Annotated in this window: 12 protein-coding genes; 2 read left to right on the top strand and 10 right to left on the bottom strand. The window is 61.2% G+C overall.

The features are described 5' to 3' along the window. Window positions 1–45: 45 nt before the first annotated feature. The 7 genes from ACJMKX_RS14315 to ACJMKX_RS14345 form a co-directional block, all read right to left on the bottom strand. On the bottom strand, window positions 46–915 hold the full coding sequence (locus ACJMKX_RS14315) for a nucleotidyl transferase AbiEii/AbiGii toxin family protein (RefSeq protein WP_405226814.1): 870 nt from the start codon (window positions 913–915) through the stop codon (window positions 46–48). Beyond that, window positions 915–1739, bottom strand: coding sequence for a type IV toxin-antitoxin system AbiEi family antitoxin domain-containing protein (locus ACJMKX_RS14320; RefSeq protein WP_405226817.1), 825 nt, complete (start codon window positions 1737–1739; stop codon window positions 915–917). The genes ACJMKX_RS14315 and ACJMKX_RS14320 overlap by 1 nt, the downstream gene beginning before the upstream one ends. 299 nt (window positions 1740–2038) lie before the next feature. Next, window positions 2039–4192, bottom strand: coding sequence for a TonB-dependent receptor (locus tag ACJMKX_RS14325; RefSeq protein WP_405226820.1), 2154 nt, complete (start codon window positions 4190–4192; stop codon window positions 2039–2041). 34 nt (window positions 4193–4226) lie between these two features. Then, window positions 4227–4994 (bottom strand): aspartate/glutamate racemase family protein, encoded by a 768-nt coding sequence (locus tag ACJMKX_RS14330; RefSeq protein ID WP_405226822.1) that lies wholly within the window; start codon window positions 4992–4994, stop codon window positions 4227–4229. A gap of 25 nt (window positions 4995–5019) precedes the next feature. After that, window positions 5020–6111, bottom strand: a complete 1092-nt coding sequence (locus ACJMKX_RS14335) for a DUF917 domain-containing protein (RefSeq protein ID WP_405226824.1) — start codon at window positions 6109–6111, stop codon at window positions 5020–5022. Window positions 6112–6116: 5 nt separating this feature from the next. Next, window positions 6117–7685, bottom strand: a complete 1569-nt coding sequence (locus ACJMKX_RS14340; protein ID WP_405227228.1) for a hydantoinase/oxoprolinase N-terminal domain-containing protein — start codon at window positions 7683–7685, stop codon at window positions 6117–6119. Window positions 7686–7810: 125 nt separating this feature from the next. Next, on the bottom strand, window positions 7811–10495 hold the full coding sequence (locus ACJMKX_RS14345) for a helix-turn-helix transcriptional regulator (protein WP_405226827.1): 2685 nt from the start codon (window positions 10493–10495) through the stop codon (window positions 7811–7813). 291 nt (window positions 10496–10786) lie between these two features. On the opposite strand from ACJMKX_RS14345, the gene ACJMKX_RS14350 reads away from it, so the two are divergent. Beyond that, window positions 10787–11554 carry a nuclease-related domain-containing protein gene (locus ACJMKX_RS14350; RefSeq protein ID WP_405226830.1) on the top strand — a complete coding sequence of 256 codons (768 nt, stop codon included), beginning with the start codon at window positions 10787–10789 and terminating at the stop codon, window positions 11552–11554. Window positions 11555–11746: 192 nt separating this feature from the next. Continuing rightward, window positions 11747–11959, top strand: a complete 213-nt coding sequence (locus tag ACJMKX_RS14355) for a hypothetical protein (RefSeq protein WP_405226832.1) — start codon at window positions 11747–11749, stop codon at window positions 11957–11959. A 17-nt stretch (window positions 11960–11976) separates the two neighbouring features. On the opposite strand, the gene ACJMKX_RS14360 is transcribed toward ACJMKX_RS14355, so the two are convergent. The 3 genes from ACJMKX_RS14360 to ACJMKX_RS14370 are packed head-to-tail and all read right to left on the bottom strand — an operon-like array spanning window position 11977 to window position 15133. Further along, entirely contained in the window at window positions 11977–12756 is a 780-nt protein-coding gene (locus tag ACJMKX_RS14360; RefSeq protein WP_405226835.1) for a DUF6946 family protein, read from the bottom strand. 5 nt (window positions 12757–12761) lie between these two features. Then, window positions 12762–13781: a hypothetical protein gene (locus ACJMKX_RS14365; RefSeq protein ID WP_405226838.1), complete on the bottom strand. Its 1020-nt coding sequence runs from the start codon at window positions 13779–13781 to the stop codon at window positions 12762–12764. A 35-nt stretch (window positions 13782–13816) separates the two neighbouring features. Beyond that, the gene (locus ACJMKX_RS14370; RefSeq protein WP_405227231.1) at window positions 13817–15133 is read right to left on the bottom strand and encodes an McrC family protein; all 1317 of its coding nucleotides are present in this window, start codon (window positions 15131–15133) and stop codon (window positions 13817–13819) included.

Raw genomic sequence — 15133 nt, forward strand, 5'->3', positions numbered from 1 at the left:
CAAGATCGAGTCCTGAAGTGAAAGAGACACACCCCTAACGTGAATCTAATGGCGGTCCCCGATTAAAATCCCGAACCGCTCCGCGAATTCCGGGGTTCTCGCCCACGAGCTTCCCGGAACCAACGCGATCAACTCAGTGAAAACACGGGTAAAGGCGTTCCTCATTTCATAATCCGTGAGGCGCTCTGCCGCATCGGCGGAAAGCAAGGGACGAATATCCGAGATCAAACCGGCGCGATCCATCTTACTCCACATTCGCTGCTCGGCCTGGGCACGGGTGATGGTTTGCTCGTTCCGGTCAAGATACTTACCGAATAATTCGACGATACGAGCGGTGTTCAGATTTTGAAGTACAGATAGTGCATGAGCCACGTCCAGAAGATCGCGCCCTTTATCTCGCTGGAGCAGCGCGCGGAGCTTGGTGGCAAGCATCTCTTCCGGCGTAAAGGTCGGAATCTGAGCGCAACCTGAGAACCAGGGATTGTCCACGGCCAGGGCAATCTCGTAAGGTCGGTCGAAGGTTTCAGTTTCGCGAGTATTGATTTCGATCTTGAGCCGGAGGGCCGAACCGCCATGTTCCGGGTCGATGCGATAGACAAGCTTGGGCGCAATCGCACTTTGCTCGAAATTTGCGTCACCGAGCCAGCTTAGGGTATCCCGCATGCGGTCGAGGATCGGTCCTATCGGACCGTGTGTGGTTCTCACCAGGTCGATATCTTCGGAGTATCGTAACGGCTGCGGGAAATGGAGCTTGTTGAGGGCGGTGCCACCGCGAAACCGCATTTCGCCGCGCAGAACCTCATCATTGAACAGATCAATGAGGGCGCGGCTGATAACCAGATCCTGCTCGATTTGAGCGAGCTCGGCCCAGGGTGCGAAGCTGGCCCAGGCCGTAATATGCATGGCCGGGATCATCAATCGATCTCCGGCACTCGGCTCACGGTGACATGCCAGCGTTCATTACGCTCAGCGAAGGCTCGCTGTGCCGCGCGGTCTCTTGCGCCGATCGGTTCGAGTGCGGTCCATGGGAGCGGTCCAGTCTCGTTCAGGATGGCGTGAAGCGGTTCTGCCTGATCAGCAAGACCGAGGTCATCGAGCATATAACCAAGGCGCTGCACCACGGTGCGCTCGAAGGCACCAGCAAGGCTTGCCAGCTTGTCCGGAATGATCTGCGGGCCGAGATCACTGAGGACGGTCGCAATATTGTCCAGGCCGGCAGTGGCGTGCCGGTAGCGGAGCAGATCGAGCATCGTCAGCTCGGGGCTAGAGACCTTAATAAACCCAGCCTCGGTCTTGTACTCCTGCAGTCCGCCGGCAATCTCACCCATGTCTTTTCGGTAATAGAAAACAATGAGCGACCGCCCTGCCCTGATATTCGGTAAGCGCTTATCGGTAATCACCTGGTACTGCATGACCGCCTGATGGGTCGCACCATGGTGCTCTGCTGCTTTCAGCAAGCCGACATAGTAAGGGCAGCCTTCATGGCGCATTAGGCTGTCGATATAGAAAGAAGGAGGCGGCGCCCCAAGCGCGAGGTACTGCGGCGGTACGATCACGTAGAAGCCGCGCCGCGGCATGATGAGATTGCCCCTGTTCTGCTGCCGCTTTGCCGCGTCAATAAAGGCGCGCCGGCTTATGCCGAGATCTTCCTGGGCTCGCTCAGGCGTGAGCACAAGCCGGCCCTTTGAAAGCAGACGGTCAAGATAGGATGAAAAGGAATAGGAGCGTTCAGACATCATGTATAAATATCCGCTATAAATGCGTATATTTCAACATGATTCTATATTTTGGTCGTTATCATGTAGGAAAACCCCCTAAAAACGCGGGTTTTCCTACATGATACTCGGCGTATCACTCGAACACAAAGGACGCTGCACGATGCCCACAGCTGCCAAGCGACACCCAGAATTACCCATCAACACGACACCCTCCGAAATCGATCGGTAGTAGATCCCGTACGGGCTTGCCGAGGGCTGGTGACCCGCTGGTTCTTCGGCCGGGATCAGCCGGCGGCCATCCGGATGAGCGCGGTTGCGCGCTACTGCCAGTTGAACGTAGCCCCAACCCCATACGTCCGCGGCATCCCGTAGTTCGACCCGAATCCCACGCTGGAGAACAGCACCTGCGTGCGATAGGTCTCGTCGAAGAGATTCTCCGCCCACAGGAACGCATTCCAGGTCCGGTCCGCATTGGAGATGCCGATACGGGCATCCGCCAGCCAGTAGCTGTCCTCGATGGCCTCGGCCGGTGCGCGGATGATGTCGAAGGTCACCTCGTCCTGGTAGACCGCAGCCAGCATGACATCGGCGACGAGATCCGGCGTCAGGTTCCACTCATAGCGCACGAGCGCGTTGAAGCTCAGCTCGGGTGAATTGGGCAGTTCGCTCCCTTCCGCCACGCCGGCCACCTGCGAACGCGTGATCTCGGTATCGAGGAGCCCCAGCCCCAGCCGGACATCCAGCCCCACCGCCGGGCGCCACCACAGCTCGGCCTCGGCGCCGGTGACCTCGGCATCACCCACGTTCGTGATCCCGAACAGCGTACCCACGGGCGAGTCGAAGAGACCTCCGTAGAACTGAAGGTCCTCGTAATCATAGAAGAACACCGCCGTATTGAACTGCATCGTGCCGTCCAGGAGAAGGGACTTCGTGCCTATCTCGTAGGCATACATGGTCTCCTCTTCGAACGCGGTCAGATCGGCCGGGTTGAACGTCAGCTGCCCCTGGAAACCGCCGGACTTGAAGCCCTTGCTGATGCTCGCATAGACCAGCGTGTTCTCGAATCCGGAGTAGTCGACGCCCAGCTTCCCGGACAGGTCATCCACATCGTAGTCGTTGGAGACGGGAGGAAAGACCTGGATCTCGGCCCCGCCGGCGAGCAGGTAGGTGAAGGCATCACTGAACTCCTTCTCCTCGTTCGTATAGCGCAGGCCGGCTGTGAGCTTCCAGTCCTCCTGCCACTGCCATTCCGAGTGGACGAACAGGGCCTGCGAGTCCGTCTCCTGGCGGTACTCGTTGCCGATCGCATCGACCCCCGCCAGGCCCAGGAGCGGCAGCAGGTCGGATGCGTCGAACCGGTCGCGCGTCTCCACGTCGTCGTTACCGTAGAACGCGCCCCCGATCAGCACCCAGTCGCCGCTGGCGTACGTGGCGCGCAGTTCCTGCGAGAACTGCTCGACTTCATTCAGGAAGACACCATCCAGCTGGATGAGACTCGACGCGTCGCGATCCTCGATGTGCAGCCGCTGCAGTTTCTCGAAGCCGGTCACGGAGGTGAGCGTCAGCGCGTCGGACAGCGCCCAGTCGATGGTCAGCGCGCCGCCCAGGGCATCGAGGTCCATCTCCGACTCGTTGGACGCGGCCGAGGTGAAGGGATCCGTAATATCGTCATCCGCGGGGGTGAAGGGGTTGTCGACCTTGGTCAGCCAGACGTCCGACTGATCCTCGCCGCCGTGCGCATTGAACAGGACGGTGATCTCGTCGTTCGGCTGCCACTGGAGCAGCCCGCGCCAGGAAGTGCGGTCGATCTCGCCGACGTCCTCGCCGGTCAGCCGGTTGGTCTGGTGGCCCTCGCCCCGCTGGTAGGTCTGTGCGGCGAAACGCCCGTTCAGACCGGGGACGATCTGGCCGCCGATGGCGCCCTCCGCGCCGACAAAGTCGTAATTGCCGACGTCCAGCGTCGCGGTCGCGTTGAAGTCCTCCGTCGGCTTCCGGCTGATGAAGTTCACGGCACCGGCCGTGGTGTTGCGTCCGTACAGCGTCCCCTGCGGCCCTTTCAGCACCTCGATCCGCTCCAGGTCGAACAACTGGAACGTCAGCATGGCGGGCGACACGAGGTACACCTCGTCCACATAGATGCCGGCGGCCGGGTTGTTGTTGACCGCATAGTCATTGAGACCGACGCCGCGTATCACGACGTTCGGGATGCTGTTCGCGAGGGTCTCGTTGATCTTCACGTTAGGCGTCTGGGCGGCCACGTCTTCCGGTTTGAAGAAGCGCAGCTCACGGATCTCGTCGGAGCTGAACACGCTGACGGCCAGGCCGACATCGTTGAAGCTCTGCTCGCGCTTCTGCGCGGTCACGATGATCTCTTCCAGCGCCGGCGTGGCATCACCGGCCTGCGTGTGCCCCTGGTTGGGCAGCAGCAAGGCACAGGTCAGAGTGCCGATGGCGGTCCAATGGATTGTCTTCATTTTGCTAACTCCAGGGGATAGTGAGATCAATGTGTCAGCCTTTGTCCGTCATGAATCCCGGCATGTCGTAGCCGTCGATTTGCTTCACGGAAGGCGGCGGATAGGCGAGCTTGCTGTGGCTGAGTCCGGTCTTCACCAACGCGTCGGCCATATGCACCGCGAGCGGGATGGGGTCGATGACCGGGACGTCGTGACCGGCCTCCTGCAAGGCCGCACTCATGGCGTCAGCACAGCCGAGGAAGCCGGTGCAGCCGAGGATCATGTAGTCCGCATGGTCCGCCTCGATGGCGGCGATCGCCTTCCCGGTGAGCGCCTTGTTCAGCGCCTCCATGCTGTGGCTGATGTCGAGGACCGGGATGTCGACGGCCTGGAAGGAGGCGTAGTTGTGTGTCAGGCCATAGGTCGCGACCAGATTGTCGATCAGAGGCCGCAGCCGCTCGAGCACGGTGATGAACGCGAAGCGGTGGCCCAGCGTGCTGGCCACATGCATCGCGGTCTGGCAGGGACCGAGCACCGGGATGGACACCACCTCGCGGCAGGCGTGCAGCCCGGGGTCGCCCATGCAGTCGATGATGATGGCGTTGGCGCCCTCGCGCTCGGCGTCGATGGCCTTGCGGATCGTACCGGGCAGACTGAGCGCCTCGTCGAACTCGGATTCGATGGACGAGGGGCCCTGGTCGATCAGGCTGTGGCGGATCTCGAGGTCGTCGCGCAGGAACGGCTCGACCTCCTCCAGCGTCCGGATGCCGCGTGTCACGATCGGCGTGATCAGCTGAATGATGGTCTTCTTTGGTCCGGTCATGATCTTCCTCCAGGGGTGCTCCCGGTCAGTCCGGAATCTCTTCCAGCGGCACGAAGTCCTCTTCGATTCCGAAGCAGCGCGGGCCGAATACGGCCAGCGACTCCGGCCGCCGCATGATCGGCGCAGCGCTCGTGGCGATGACTTTCACGCGCTGTCCGTATTTCAGGTTCTCTACGGTGATGGGTGTCGCCGTCTCCCGGTCCACCAGGCAGATCAGATCGGGGACGATGGCGCGTGTCCTGCCGTCCTCTCGGGCGACGAGATGCTCGTTCTGGAAGGTGACTTCCATCTTCCGGCCCGAGCCGTCCAGCGCGTTCAGATGGCAGTGACCGACAGAGAACCCGGCCTTCGTCTCGCGCTGGATGTCCGCCACCTTGCCGTCGAACAGCACCTTGCAGTGATTGTAGTAGGGCGTGGTGCGCAGGTATTCCACCAGCGTCTCGACCGGGTCGCCCTCGCGGCGGCCCCGCTCGATGGCCCGGCCGATCTCCATGGCGAGATTCAGCGTGCCGCGCACGGCACTGCGTTTCAGGTCCGCGCCGCTCATCGGGTAGCTCGAGATGATCACGCTGCAGCCGAGGTGGACCGAGGTGATGCGAGCGAGATCTTCCGCGGATTTCGCATCCGCGGTGTCGACGATCACCGAGCTGAGATGATCGTCGGTCACCGACAGGGGCGTGCAGGGCACACCGAAGATGTTGTAGGTAACCATCTGGATCTCGGGGAACGCACGCCCCATGCCGTCGGCATCGATCAGCGGCAGTCCCGCCCGGGCTGCCGCCATCACCGGTATGAGGGAGTTCAGCCCGCCGATCTCGATGCCGACCAGCGCATCGGGTTTGCGGCCCAAACGCTGGGCGAGACGCTCGATCGCGAGATCCACGTCATCGCCGCAGGCGGCCTTCTCGCCGAGTACCGCGGGCACGCCCAGCATGGCGATCGTGAAAACCAGAGCATCGTCATCGATCTCCCCGGCATCGACGATCTTCGGCGCCCCGAATTCCTGGATCGCACTCAGCGCCAGCACGCGGCCGATGTAGGGATCCCCGCCGCCCCCGGTGCCGAGGAAGGCGGCGCCGGTCGAGATGTCGTGCAGGTCCTCGGTCGTGATCTCCATAACGCTCAGCCCTCATCAGCCGTCAGGGAAGCGGCGAGTTCGCCCGCCACCTTGAGGCGAATCCGCACGGCCCCGCCGGGCATGTAGGCCAGCGGGATCTCCTCCTGTTCGATCACCTGCAGCGTGCCCGCATCCGCGCCGGCCGCGACCGCACGCTCGATGGCCTCCTCGCGGGCGGTCTCCAGCGCCTGCTCGCGCCCCACGGCCTCGTAGGCGAAGATGCGGTCCGTCTCGCCGCTCACCTGGGCGATGGAGGCGCCGATGGCATTGGCGACGCCGGCGTGTTCCGGGACGATCATCTCCGAGGTACCCGGAATCTGCTCTGCCACCAGCACCGCACCGCCGCCCACCAGTATCAGGGGGATCGGGTCGCCGCTCGTCTTCATGCGGTCCACGCCTTCGGCGATCATCTGGTGGATACGCCGGCGCGCGGCCTTCACCAGTCCGGGATCGAGATCGGCCACCCGGGAGGCATCGCCGATGTCCGCATCGCCGGCGGCCACGGCGATGTCGGTGGCGCAGAGCGTATCGCCGCCGAACACCTTCGCCTCCTCGCGCAGGCGGTAACCCACGGAGCGCGGCCCGATCCGGATACCGCCGTCCGCATCCCTGGCGACGAGCGAACCGCCGCCGAGACCCACGGCCAGGATATCGGGCATGCGGAAGTTGGTCCGCACGCCGCCGATGTCCACGGTGATGGAGGACTCCCGCGGGAAGCCGTTCGACAGCATCCCGAAGTCCGTCGTGGTACCGCCGATGTCGGCGACCAGGGCATCCTTCAGACCCGACAGGTAGGCCGCACCGCGCATGCTGTTCGTCGGGCCGGAGGCGAACGTGAGCACCGGGTACTTCTCCACGAAGTCCGCGCTCATGAGCGTGCCGTCATTCTGGCTGACGAAGAACGGCGCCTCGATGCGCAGCTGCTCGAGTGCGGAACGGAAGGAGGCAAGCACCGAGGCCGAGAGGTCGGCAAGGCTTGCGTTCATGATCGCCGCGTTCTCGCGCTCCAGGATGCCCATGCGGCCGATACGCGAGGACACGGTCACCTGCGCCTCCGGGAACTCGTTCAGGACGATCTCCTCGGCACGCTGCTCCATGTCCGCATTCACCGGCGAGAAGAGGCCGGTCAACGCCACCGTCTTCAGGCCCTTCCGGCGGATGTCTCTGGCCGCCTCCGCCACCGCCTGCTCGTCCAGGGGATCGGCGATGCGTCCGTCGAACTGGTAGCCGCCGCGGATCAGGTAGTGGGCGGAGCCGACCACCGCGGCGATGTCCTCCGGCCAGTCGGTCAGCGGCGGCAGGCCGCGGGTCGAGGGCATGGCAATCCGGATCACGCCGACGGGCAGCAGGTCGTTCCGCTGGACGAAGGCGTTGGTGAAATGGGTGGTGCCGATCATGACGCCCGAGATGCGCCCGGCATCGATGTCCGCGGCCTTCTGCACTTCGCGGATGGCCGCGATGATGCCGTCGCTCACGTTGGCCGAGGTGGGAGCCTTATGGGTCGACAGCACGGTCCGGCCGTCCATGACGACAGCATCGGTATTGGTACCACCCACATCCACGCCGATACGGATCACTGATGCGTACTCCCCGCCTTACCCCGCTGACTTCAGAACCTTGCATCGGGCCTTCCGGCCGCAGAACACCTGCCCCGGGTAGGGTGGGGTATCAGATCGGGTAGGTCAGGCCTCCGACCGCGTTAGAGGAGGCGGCGCCGGATGGTGGCGGAAACGGCATCTTTCCGGGAGTTCACGCCCAGTTTGCCGAAGATGTTCTTCATATGGAACTTGACCGTGTTGATGGAGAGGTCCATCGCATCGGCGATCTCCCGGTTCGAGCGGCCCTGAATCAGGAAGCGCAGCACCTCCTGCTCGCGGGGACTCAGGGCGGATTCCACCTCGCCGGGGTGGCGGGCCGCGCTCCGCATCTCGGTGGCCAGCTCGGTCAGGAAAACGTCGCGGAGCCGGTTGCCGCGGCGCCGCTCCGAGGCGGCGGCCAGCTCGGCGATCACGTCCGCCAGCACGTCGCTCTCGTCGAGGAAGGGCCGTTTCAGCCCCTCGAACAGGGCCGGCGCGAGCGCGGCCTCGAAGGCGGCATGGGCTTCTTCCTGGCGTCCCAGCTTCCACAGCGCCGCGGCCAGCAACAGCGACAGCGTGATCAGCGAACGGTGATGCCGCCGGCGGCGCGCCCGGTCGGCCTCGGGTGCGAGCAGACGCGCTGCGCGATCGTACTCTCCGGCGGCCAGCAGAGCGCGTCCCGCCTGCCAGATGTGCAGGTGATGCACGACCGGGTCGGTCGCCCCGTTGTGATCCTGCACGGCACCGGCGTTACCGCCGTCGCCCGGCGCCAACTCACCGTACCCCGCCTGCAGCAGGTCGATGGCCAGAGCGAGCCGCGTGATGCCGCGATTGACGGCGGTCGACTTCGCCCGGCGCACGATGTTCTGCTGGGCGGCGGCATCGCGTCTCGCCCGCGCGATCTTCAGCGCCGTCGAATACGCCGCCAGGTACACGTCGAACCAGGCATCGAACCGCTCGATGTGCGCGAGCGCCTCCTCCACCAGCTGACCTGCGGCATAGAGATTGTTCTTCTCGTATTCCACTTCCGCCAGGAACGCCCGGCCGATGGCCGCAGAGTCATGCCCGGAGCCGAAATTCTCCACCGCCAGCTCGTAGCCCTCCCGGTACAGCGCCTCGGCATCCCTGAGGCGCGCCTGGGCCATGCAGGCACAGCCCTCGTGGAAATAGATGAACACCTCGCCCCACTGCGAGCCCATCCGGCGGAAGTGCATGATCGCCTGGTCGCCGGCCGCCATCGCCTCATCCAGCCGTCCGGTCCGCCCGTACAGCGCACACAGCAGGTTGTAGCAGACCGCCTTCATCACGTGGTTATCGTTGGCCAGCGTCTCGCCCAGCCGCTCGAGCTTGCGCACCTCGCTCTCGCCGATGTCGCGGTCGCCATAGCGCGCGAGCAGACTCTCCATCAGCCGCCCCTCGCACTCGAGCTGCCGATCGGTGGATGGGTCGTCCAGGTACCGGGCCGCGAACTCGCTGAACTCCCGTTCCGCCGCGGCGACCTCGCCGATGCGGGCAGTCAGGAACATCCTCGCCAGCCAGACCCTGGGATAGCGCTGAGTCACCTCCGCCGGGATCTTCGACATCGCATGCTCGACGATGCCCACGTGGCCGAGCAGCGCGTAGTGCCAGCCGCCCAGCGACTCCAGCAGGCCCGCGATGCGCTCCGAATCGCCGCTGCCGAGTGCGTGCTGCACGGCCTCCTGGGTATGGCCGTGCTCGCCGAACCAGCCGGCCGCCATGCCGTGCAGCTCACGGAGCTGCGCCTCGGACTGACGGCGCAGGCGCTCCTGCAGGAACTCCGAGAAGAGGCGGTGGTAGCGATACCACGCGCGGTCACGATCCAGCGCATGCACGAACTGATCGCGACGCTCGAGGCGCTCCAGGATCTGCCAGGAATCGTGGCGCCCGCAGAGCAAATCGCCGAGCTCGCCGTTCACGCGCTCCAGGATCGAGGTGCGCAGCAGGAAGCGCTGCTCCTCCGCGCCGAGGTTGTTCAACACCTGCTCCAGGAAATAGTCCACTAGATCGGAGCTGCGGCCGGAGACCTCCCGCAGCGTGTCCTCCATCGTCGCGCCCTCGGCCAGCCACAGCCGCACGGTCTGCAAGGCGACGGGCCAGCCCTCGGTGCGTTCGAAGAGCTCTTCGGCCCAACCCTCCGTGTCGTCCGGTTTCACCAGAGATCCGAGGAAGGTCTCGATCTCGGCAACCGAGAACCGGAGGTCCGCCTGATCGACCTCGACCAGCGCTTCGCGCATACGCAGATCGGCGAGCGACAGCTTCTCCGGATACTCCCGCGCGCTGATCACCAGGTGGATGTCTTCGGGCAGATCGGTCAGCAGCATGTGGACCAGGTCCCGGATCTCCGGGGCATCCGCGCGATGGAAGTCGTCGAGGATGATGACATGGGGTCCGCGGCACCGACCGAGCGCCGTCACCACGGCCGCCCGCACCGCCACCGACGGGGAGTTGGAGAAACCCTGCCGCGAATCCGGGAACTCGAATCCGGCGGAAAACCCGGCGGCCCGGCAGGCTTCCGTCAGATAGGTGAGAAACTGGAAGGGATCCTGGTCGTACTCGTCCAGCGAGTACCAGGCGACGGGTATCGAACGGGACAACAGCGACTCCCGCCACTCCGCCAGCAGGGCGCTCTTGCCGCAGCCAGCCGGTGCGTGGACGAGGCCGGCGCGCGCCGTGAGAATCTCGTCCAGCCGCGAAAGCAGGCCGTCGCGCCCCACCGGCTGGCGCAACCGGACCGATGGTGCCAGTTTGGATGCGATGACCCAGTCGGCTACGGGGGGTTCGTTCATAGATTGGAGGGCCTGGGAATCGTCTTCCGGGTGAGCATACCGAAGCGGCCGTGGATTGGTGAGGGGATCGGGCTAACCCCCATGTAGGAGCGGCTTCAGCCGCGACAGATCGGTCTGATCCGGAGCCATCGAGCGACACCTGCCGACATGAGATTGATAAGCAAAATCTACAGAGATCTTCCTATACAGATGCCTACCTACCTGATCCCCCGATTATGAGACAGGGGTTACGGCAGAATTTCGATGCTTTGCTAATCTCAGGCGTCCCTTCGTCGTAAGAACCCCATTGAGTTGGAATTACTCACCCTAGCCTTCGTCGCATTTGTTCTTCTCGGCATAATCCGGGCTTTCCTTCGATCGCCTACTACCATTGGTGGGCGCGGAGAACGCCGAGTCAACAGAATACTCCAGCGCCAACTGCCATCTGGCGAATACGCGTTTCGTCACGATATTACTCTCCCCACGGCTCTTGGACCGACCCAGATAGATCACATTGTCATATCGCGATACGGCATATTCGTGATCGAAACCAAGAATTACTCTGGGTGGATCTTTGGCGACGCCAAGTCCGCGTACTGGATGCAAGTCATCTATCGCAGTAAGAATCGCTTTCAGAATCCTCTACGGCAAAATTTCAAGCACACGAAAGCGGTTGAATCATTCCTGTCACTCAGCCCGCAATGCGTCTACTCGGTTGTCGCGTTCGTCGGTAAAGCCGAGTTCAAGACCGATCTGCCAGGAAACGTCGTTCACCTATCGGAACTGTGCTCCTTTATCCGGTCCCATAGAGAGATACTACTGAGCACGAGCCGCGTAAGAGAAATTGCGATCATGCTGACCGATCACCAAGAAGGTCGAGCCATTCGGCGGGAACCTGGGCTAGCTGCCGGGCCAGATAAGCCGCTCTGCCCCAGGTGCGGTCAACGGATGGTCTTGCGGAAGGCTCAGAAAGGAAAAAGCGCGGGGACCGAGTTTTGGGGCTGCCCTCGATTCCCTCAATGCCGGGGCATCAGGAAGATTCTTAGTTCCGACAATCCAACAATCACAGTCAAGCAGTAATTTTCGTCATGCCTCCTCAACGCTGGGCACAAGGAGAACCGCATTTAGACTGATCTGATTGACTTCGTTTTGACCGTATATTCATCCGATTCGGTGCACGAATGGTCAATCGGGGCTAAAGTTCTCCTACATACCGAGGAGGCGTGGCCCGCCGGCTGGGACTGGGATCAGCCGCTGCGTCGGGCCATCAACATGAGTGCCGTCCCCCTCTTCCGCCAGGTCGCGGCGGACATCGGCGGCGAGGTCGATGCCATCGGGCTCTCCGGGGATCTGCGAACCAGTGCGGTGGAGCGAGGTGACGCAATCAGCGTCTTTGCCTTCTGGACGGAGGCAGGGGCTTATCAGGCTACGAGAAAGGCACGGCAGGTATTCGTCGAGACGCTTGCTGACGCTAACAGTCGCTGAAGTGAAGAGTACTACCGCTAATTGGCACGGACATTTCTCGATAGCTTACCCAAGTACAATTCAACGTTGGCCGAGACTAATGGCGTTCCTGGGAGGCGGATGGGTCCGACGATCTCGCCTGAAGCAAGGCTTGAATACTCGCCATCCGAAAGGCGAGCGAGGAATCGATTCAGGTCTTTCGCGTTTCGCTCGTGCTTCTTGTCTAGTGTCTTGTCCGTAACGAATTCCTGGATCAGCAACAAACTTCTCGTGTACCCATATCCTTCAGCCTCACAAAGCGCGGCGGCGCTTGCTGTAAGCAACTGATACCTCACGTCTTTGAGCGCAATCTGACCACGTTTCCGCTTCTTGAATAGGGCTATCGCCAATTGTTGAATTCGTGCTATTCCATTAGACGCAGCGTTCGCCGCGTATCTTTCCAATGCACTTCCCAGAGCATCAGACACCTTCTCTCCAAACGTCTCATCCGCCTTTGCTTCTACCGCTATCAGGAACTTTCCGTGCGAATCCTCAACGTGCGCAGCGAGGTCGCTATTGCGAGGCTCACCGCGAAAACTATCAAATCGGAGCTTTGCCTCTGGCTCCGCTTTCCAGTGCAGTACAGGTCCGAAGGCCTGGTGATCTCGGAGCAAGATCTCGAGATCAGAAGGGAGATACTCTCCCCCACCCTCTAACCAAGCCCGAGCGGATTCTTTGGCGCTCCTACCGTCCACCCATTGCTGCGCGCTTTTCGGCGGCGCCAAGCGCTTCCAATCTTCCAGCGATTCGATCAGTTCTTCGTTCTTATAAATGACCAACTAGGTTACTCCGATCGGCTGTCGCGCATGACCAACCGCTGGACGCAGGCGAGTAGGAGTCTGACCCCATCCAGATGGGCATCGACGTAGCGATCGAACTCGCGTTCAATACCCTCTTCAATTCGCTCGTTTGAATAGGGGTGGGTAATCGGGAGATTTCCGTGAGCAAAAGCATTACGAAGACTGTAGATTGCTTTTGGATAATCCTTCAACTTCTCTTTCTGTTTGTTGTTCGCGCCTAGAAGTTCACTGATCGCTGAATTCAGCTGGGCTTGGGCTTTGCCAAAGCTTGTCGGGAACAGTGCCTCGAGGCCTGCGCAAATCCAGACGGCCGAATCGGGACTGCTATCCATCTGCGCGATTCTGAGTAATGACAACAAAAGCCTCTCTATATCGGAATCAGCGATCTGAACCACGCGTCTTTCCAACGGTGCGAGCCAGTCAAAACAAAAATCCAAGGGGATTCGTTGAATGTCTGGCCATTGTCCGTCTAAAGAGCTTGTCCACGCATAGTCATAATCATACGCCGATAGATCAATCTCCACGTCTGGTAGCTCGGCATCCATAGAAACGCGCACGCCTCCGAAATCCGCACTGCCGGGCGCGGAGATATTCATCGCAAGAAACACGTTGCACAGATGATAGGAGACGAAGAACCGCGGGTACTGCCACGCAGCCCTTTCGCTGGGAATCTCTCCTGCGATGGACACTTTTGCGGTGATGGACAAGTGCTTTAATGGACGCTTCTTCGTCTTGCTAGACAGCTCCAAGAGCCTCCGTGCGACCAGGGACCAGTCCAACTCAATTGCTATTTTCGCGCGGCCGTGTGTATACACCTGCTCTGATGCGAGGCGCGGCAGATCGCGCCATGCGCTCTGATGCATCTCACGCATGAACTCATCATGTCCTTCGACCTCTCTTTCGACCGAGGGGAACAAGATCTCGACTGTCCAGTCGGTATCACGCATACCTGTAACGCCAATGGGCCAGCTCCATACCCCGTCGCTTGCGGACTCCAGTTCCAATATCACGTTGCATCAGACGCGCTATCGAACAGCACTCAGGCCCCCGCAACTTCGGACATCAGCGCTCCTTGCCTTAGCAGACTCCCCCTTGGCACGAGAAGACTTTCCGTGTCCAACTTATAAGGCAGAACATGTAGCACCTCGTTGCCCTCTCGATACCAGAATGGTGCCAGAGGTTCGGTGAAGCTCTCGCAAGCTGGGTAAATCAGCATGACCTCCTGGAACTCCTGATTTTGCAGATATTTCTGCGCGTACCCGAACAACTGATACACATCCGCCTGGGATATCCCGTACCTCTCGCCGCGATTGGCCTGATCTATAAGCTTCCACTTCGTATCAGCGATGACTCGCATGTGGCCTCGACTCAACACGAGATCTGGTCGCAAGCGGAACATCCGACGCTCGCGATGTTCCTCGATGAGTGCCTTGCCATGCACCTGGGATGCTACTCGCCAATCACGGAACTGTTGCGGAATCTTCGAGGTGACGTAAGCCTCGAATACTGCTTCCATCGGAAACAGCATCGAAACCACCCGATTCTCGCCGCGTCGCGTCAGTGGGTTCAGGCTATCGAGAATTAGTCGGCACAGCGGCATCGCCGGCGCGTAATGCTGAGCTAACCTGTCACGCCGTAGCCGTTGAAAGTCGGAATTTCGATCAGAAGTCCCGGGTACGCGATCAAACCAAAAGAGTAGCTCACGGCAACGTTGCTGATTCGTTGAGTCCTTCGTAAGGCGATCGACAATGAGCAGGGCGCCTTTGATTAGTCGGTTTATTGGTCGATCGATATCAAACTCATCAAAGCTGCAATAGACCCTGCTCGAATTGTATGAATTACGTCGAATGTGCTCGGTGAGGTTAAGCTTACCCCTGAGGAACACCAGATTATCTTCCTCGCTGACATAGTCTCGAGCGATACCCTTCCGAGCAATAGTGGTTACCTGTTCGAGATAACAACGCATGAGCAACTCGAACAGCGGCATGTTGTGTGCATCGAGGTCGGCTGCGTTGCCCTCGAAGAAAGGAGACTCCGCTAATTCGATCAGCATCTTCACCAACAATCGCCTGGCTGCAGTCGATTCCATACGCTTGGAAACCTTCGGCAGCACCTCTATCTGAGCGCCGTCGGTCAGGCGGATCACCCCCACATAGTTCTGGACGCGTAGCTGCTCCTGCCCCCTTGGTCTCAGATAAGTGAGTATTGGCGTGTAATCAGGTACATCCGGCTCGTCGGTCTCAAGGATGCTGAGGACGGCATCGAAGTGCTTTTTGCTGAGCCGGAGATTACCGTCGGGGAGGGACTCGTCCGAGTCTGCGCGGAAAATTCTCCCGTACTCAGAGACGGTTAGCAT

This window comes from Lentisalinibacter sediminis (assembly GCF_040706615.1).
Taxonomy (GTDB): Bacteria; Pseudomonadota; Gammaproteobacteria; order Steroidobacterales; family Woeseiaceae; genus Lentisalinibacter; species Lentisalinibacter sediminis.

Coding starts and splice junctions, on each gene's coding strand:
- ACJMKX_RS14315 (WP_405226814.1), bottom strand. CDS start 915: ATGATCCCGGCCATGCATATTACGGCCTGGGCCAGCTTCGCACCCTGG.
- ACJMKX_RS14320 (WP_405226817.1), bottom strand. CDS start 1,739: ATGATGTCTGAACGCTCCTATTCCTTTTCATCCTATCTTGACCGTCTG.
- ACJMKX_RS14325 (WP_405226820.1), bottom strand. CDS start 4,192: ATGAAGACAATCCATTGGACCGCCATCGGCACTCTGACCTGTGCCTTG.
- ACJMKX_RS14330 (WP_405226822.1), bottom strand. CDS start 4,994: ATGACCGGACCAAAGAAGACCATCATTCAGCTGATCACGCCGATCGTG.
- ACJMKX_RS14335 (WP_405226824.1), bottom strand. CDS start 6,111: ATGGAGATCACGACCGAGGACCTGCACGACATCTCGACCGGCGCCGCC.
- ACJMKX_RS14345 (WP_405226827.1), bottom strand. CDS start 10,495: ATGAACGAACCCCCCGTAGCCGACTGGGTCATCGCATCCAAACTGGCA.
- ACJMKX_RS14355 (WP_405226832.1), top strand. CDS start 11,747: ATGAGTGCCGTCCCCCTCTTCCGCCAGGTCGCGGCGGACATCGGCGGC.
- ACJMKX_RS14370 (WP_405227231.1), bottom strand. CDS start 15,133: ATGCTAACCGTCTCTGAGTACGGGAGAATTTTCCGCGCAGACTCGGAC.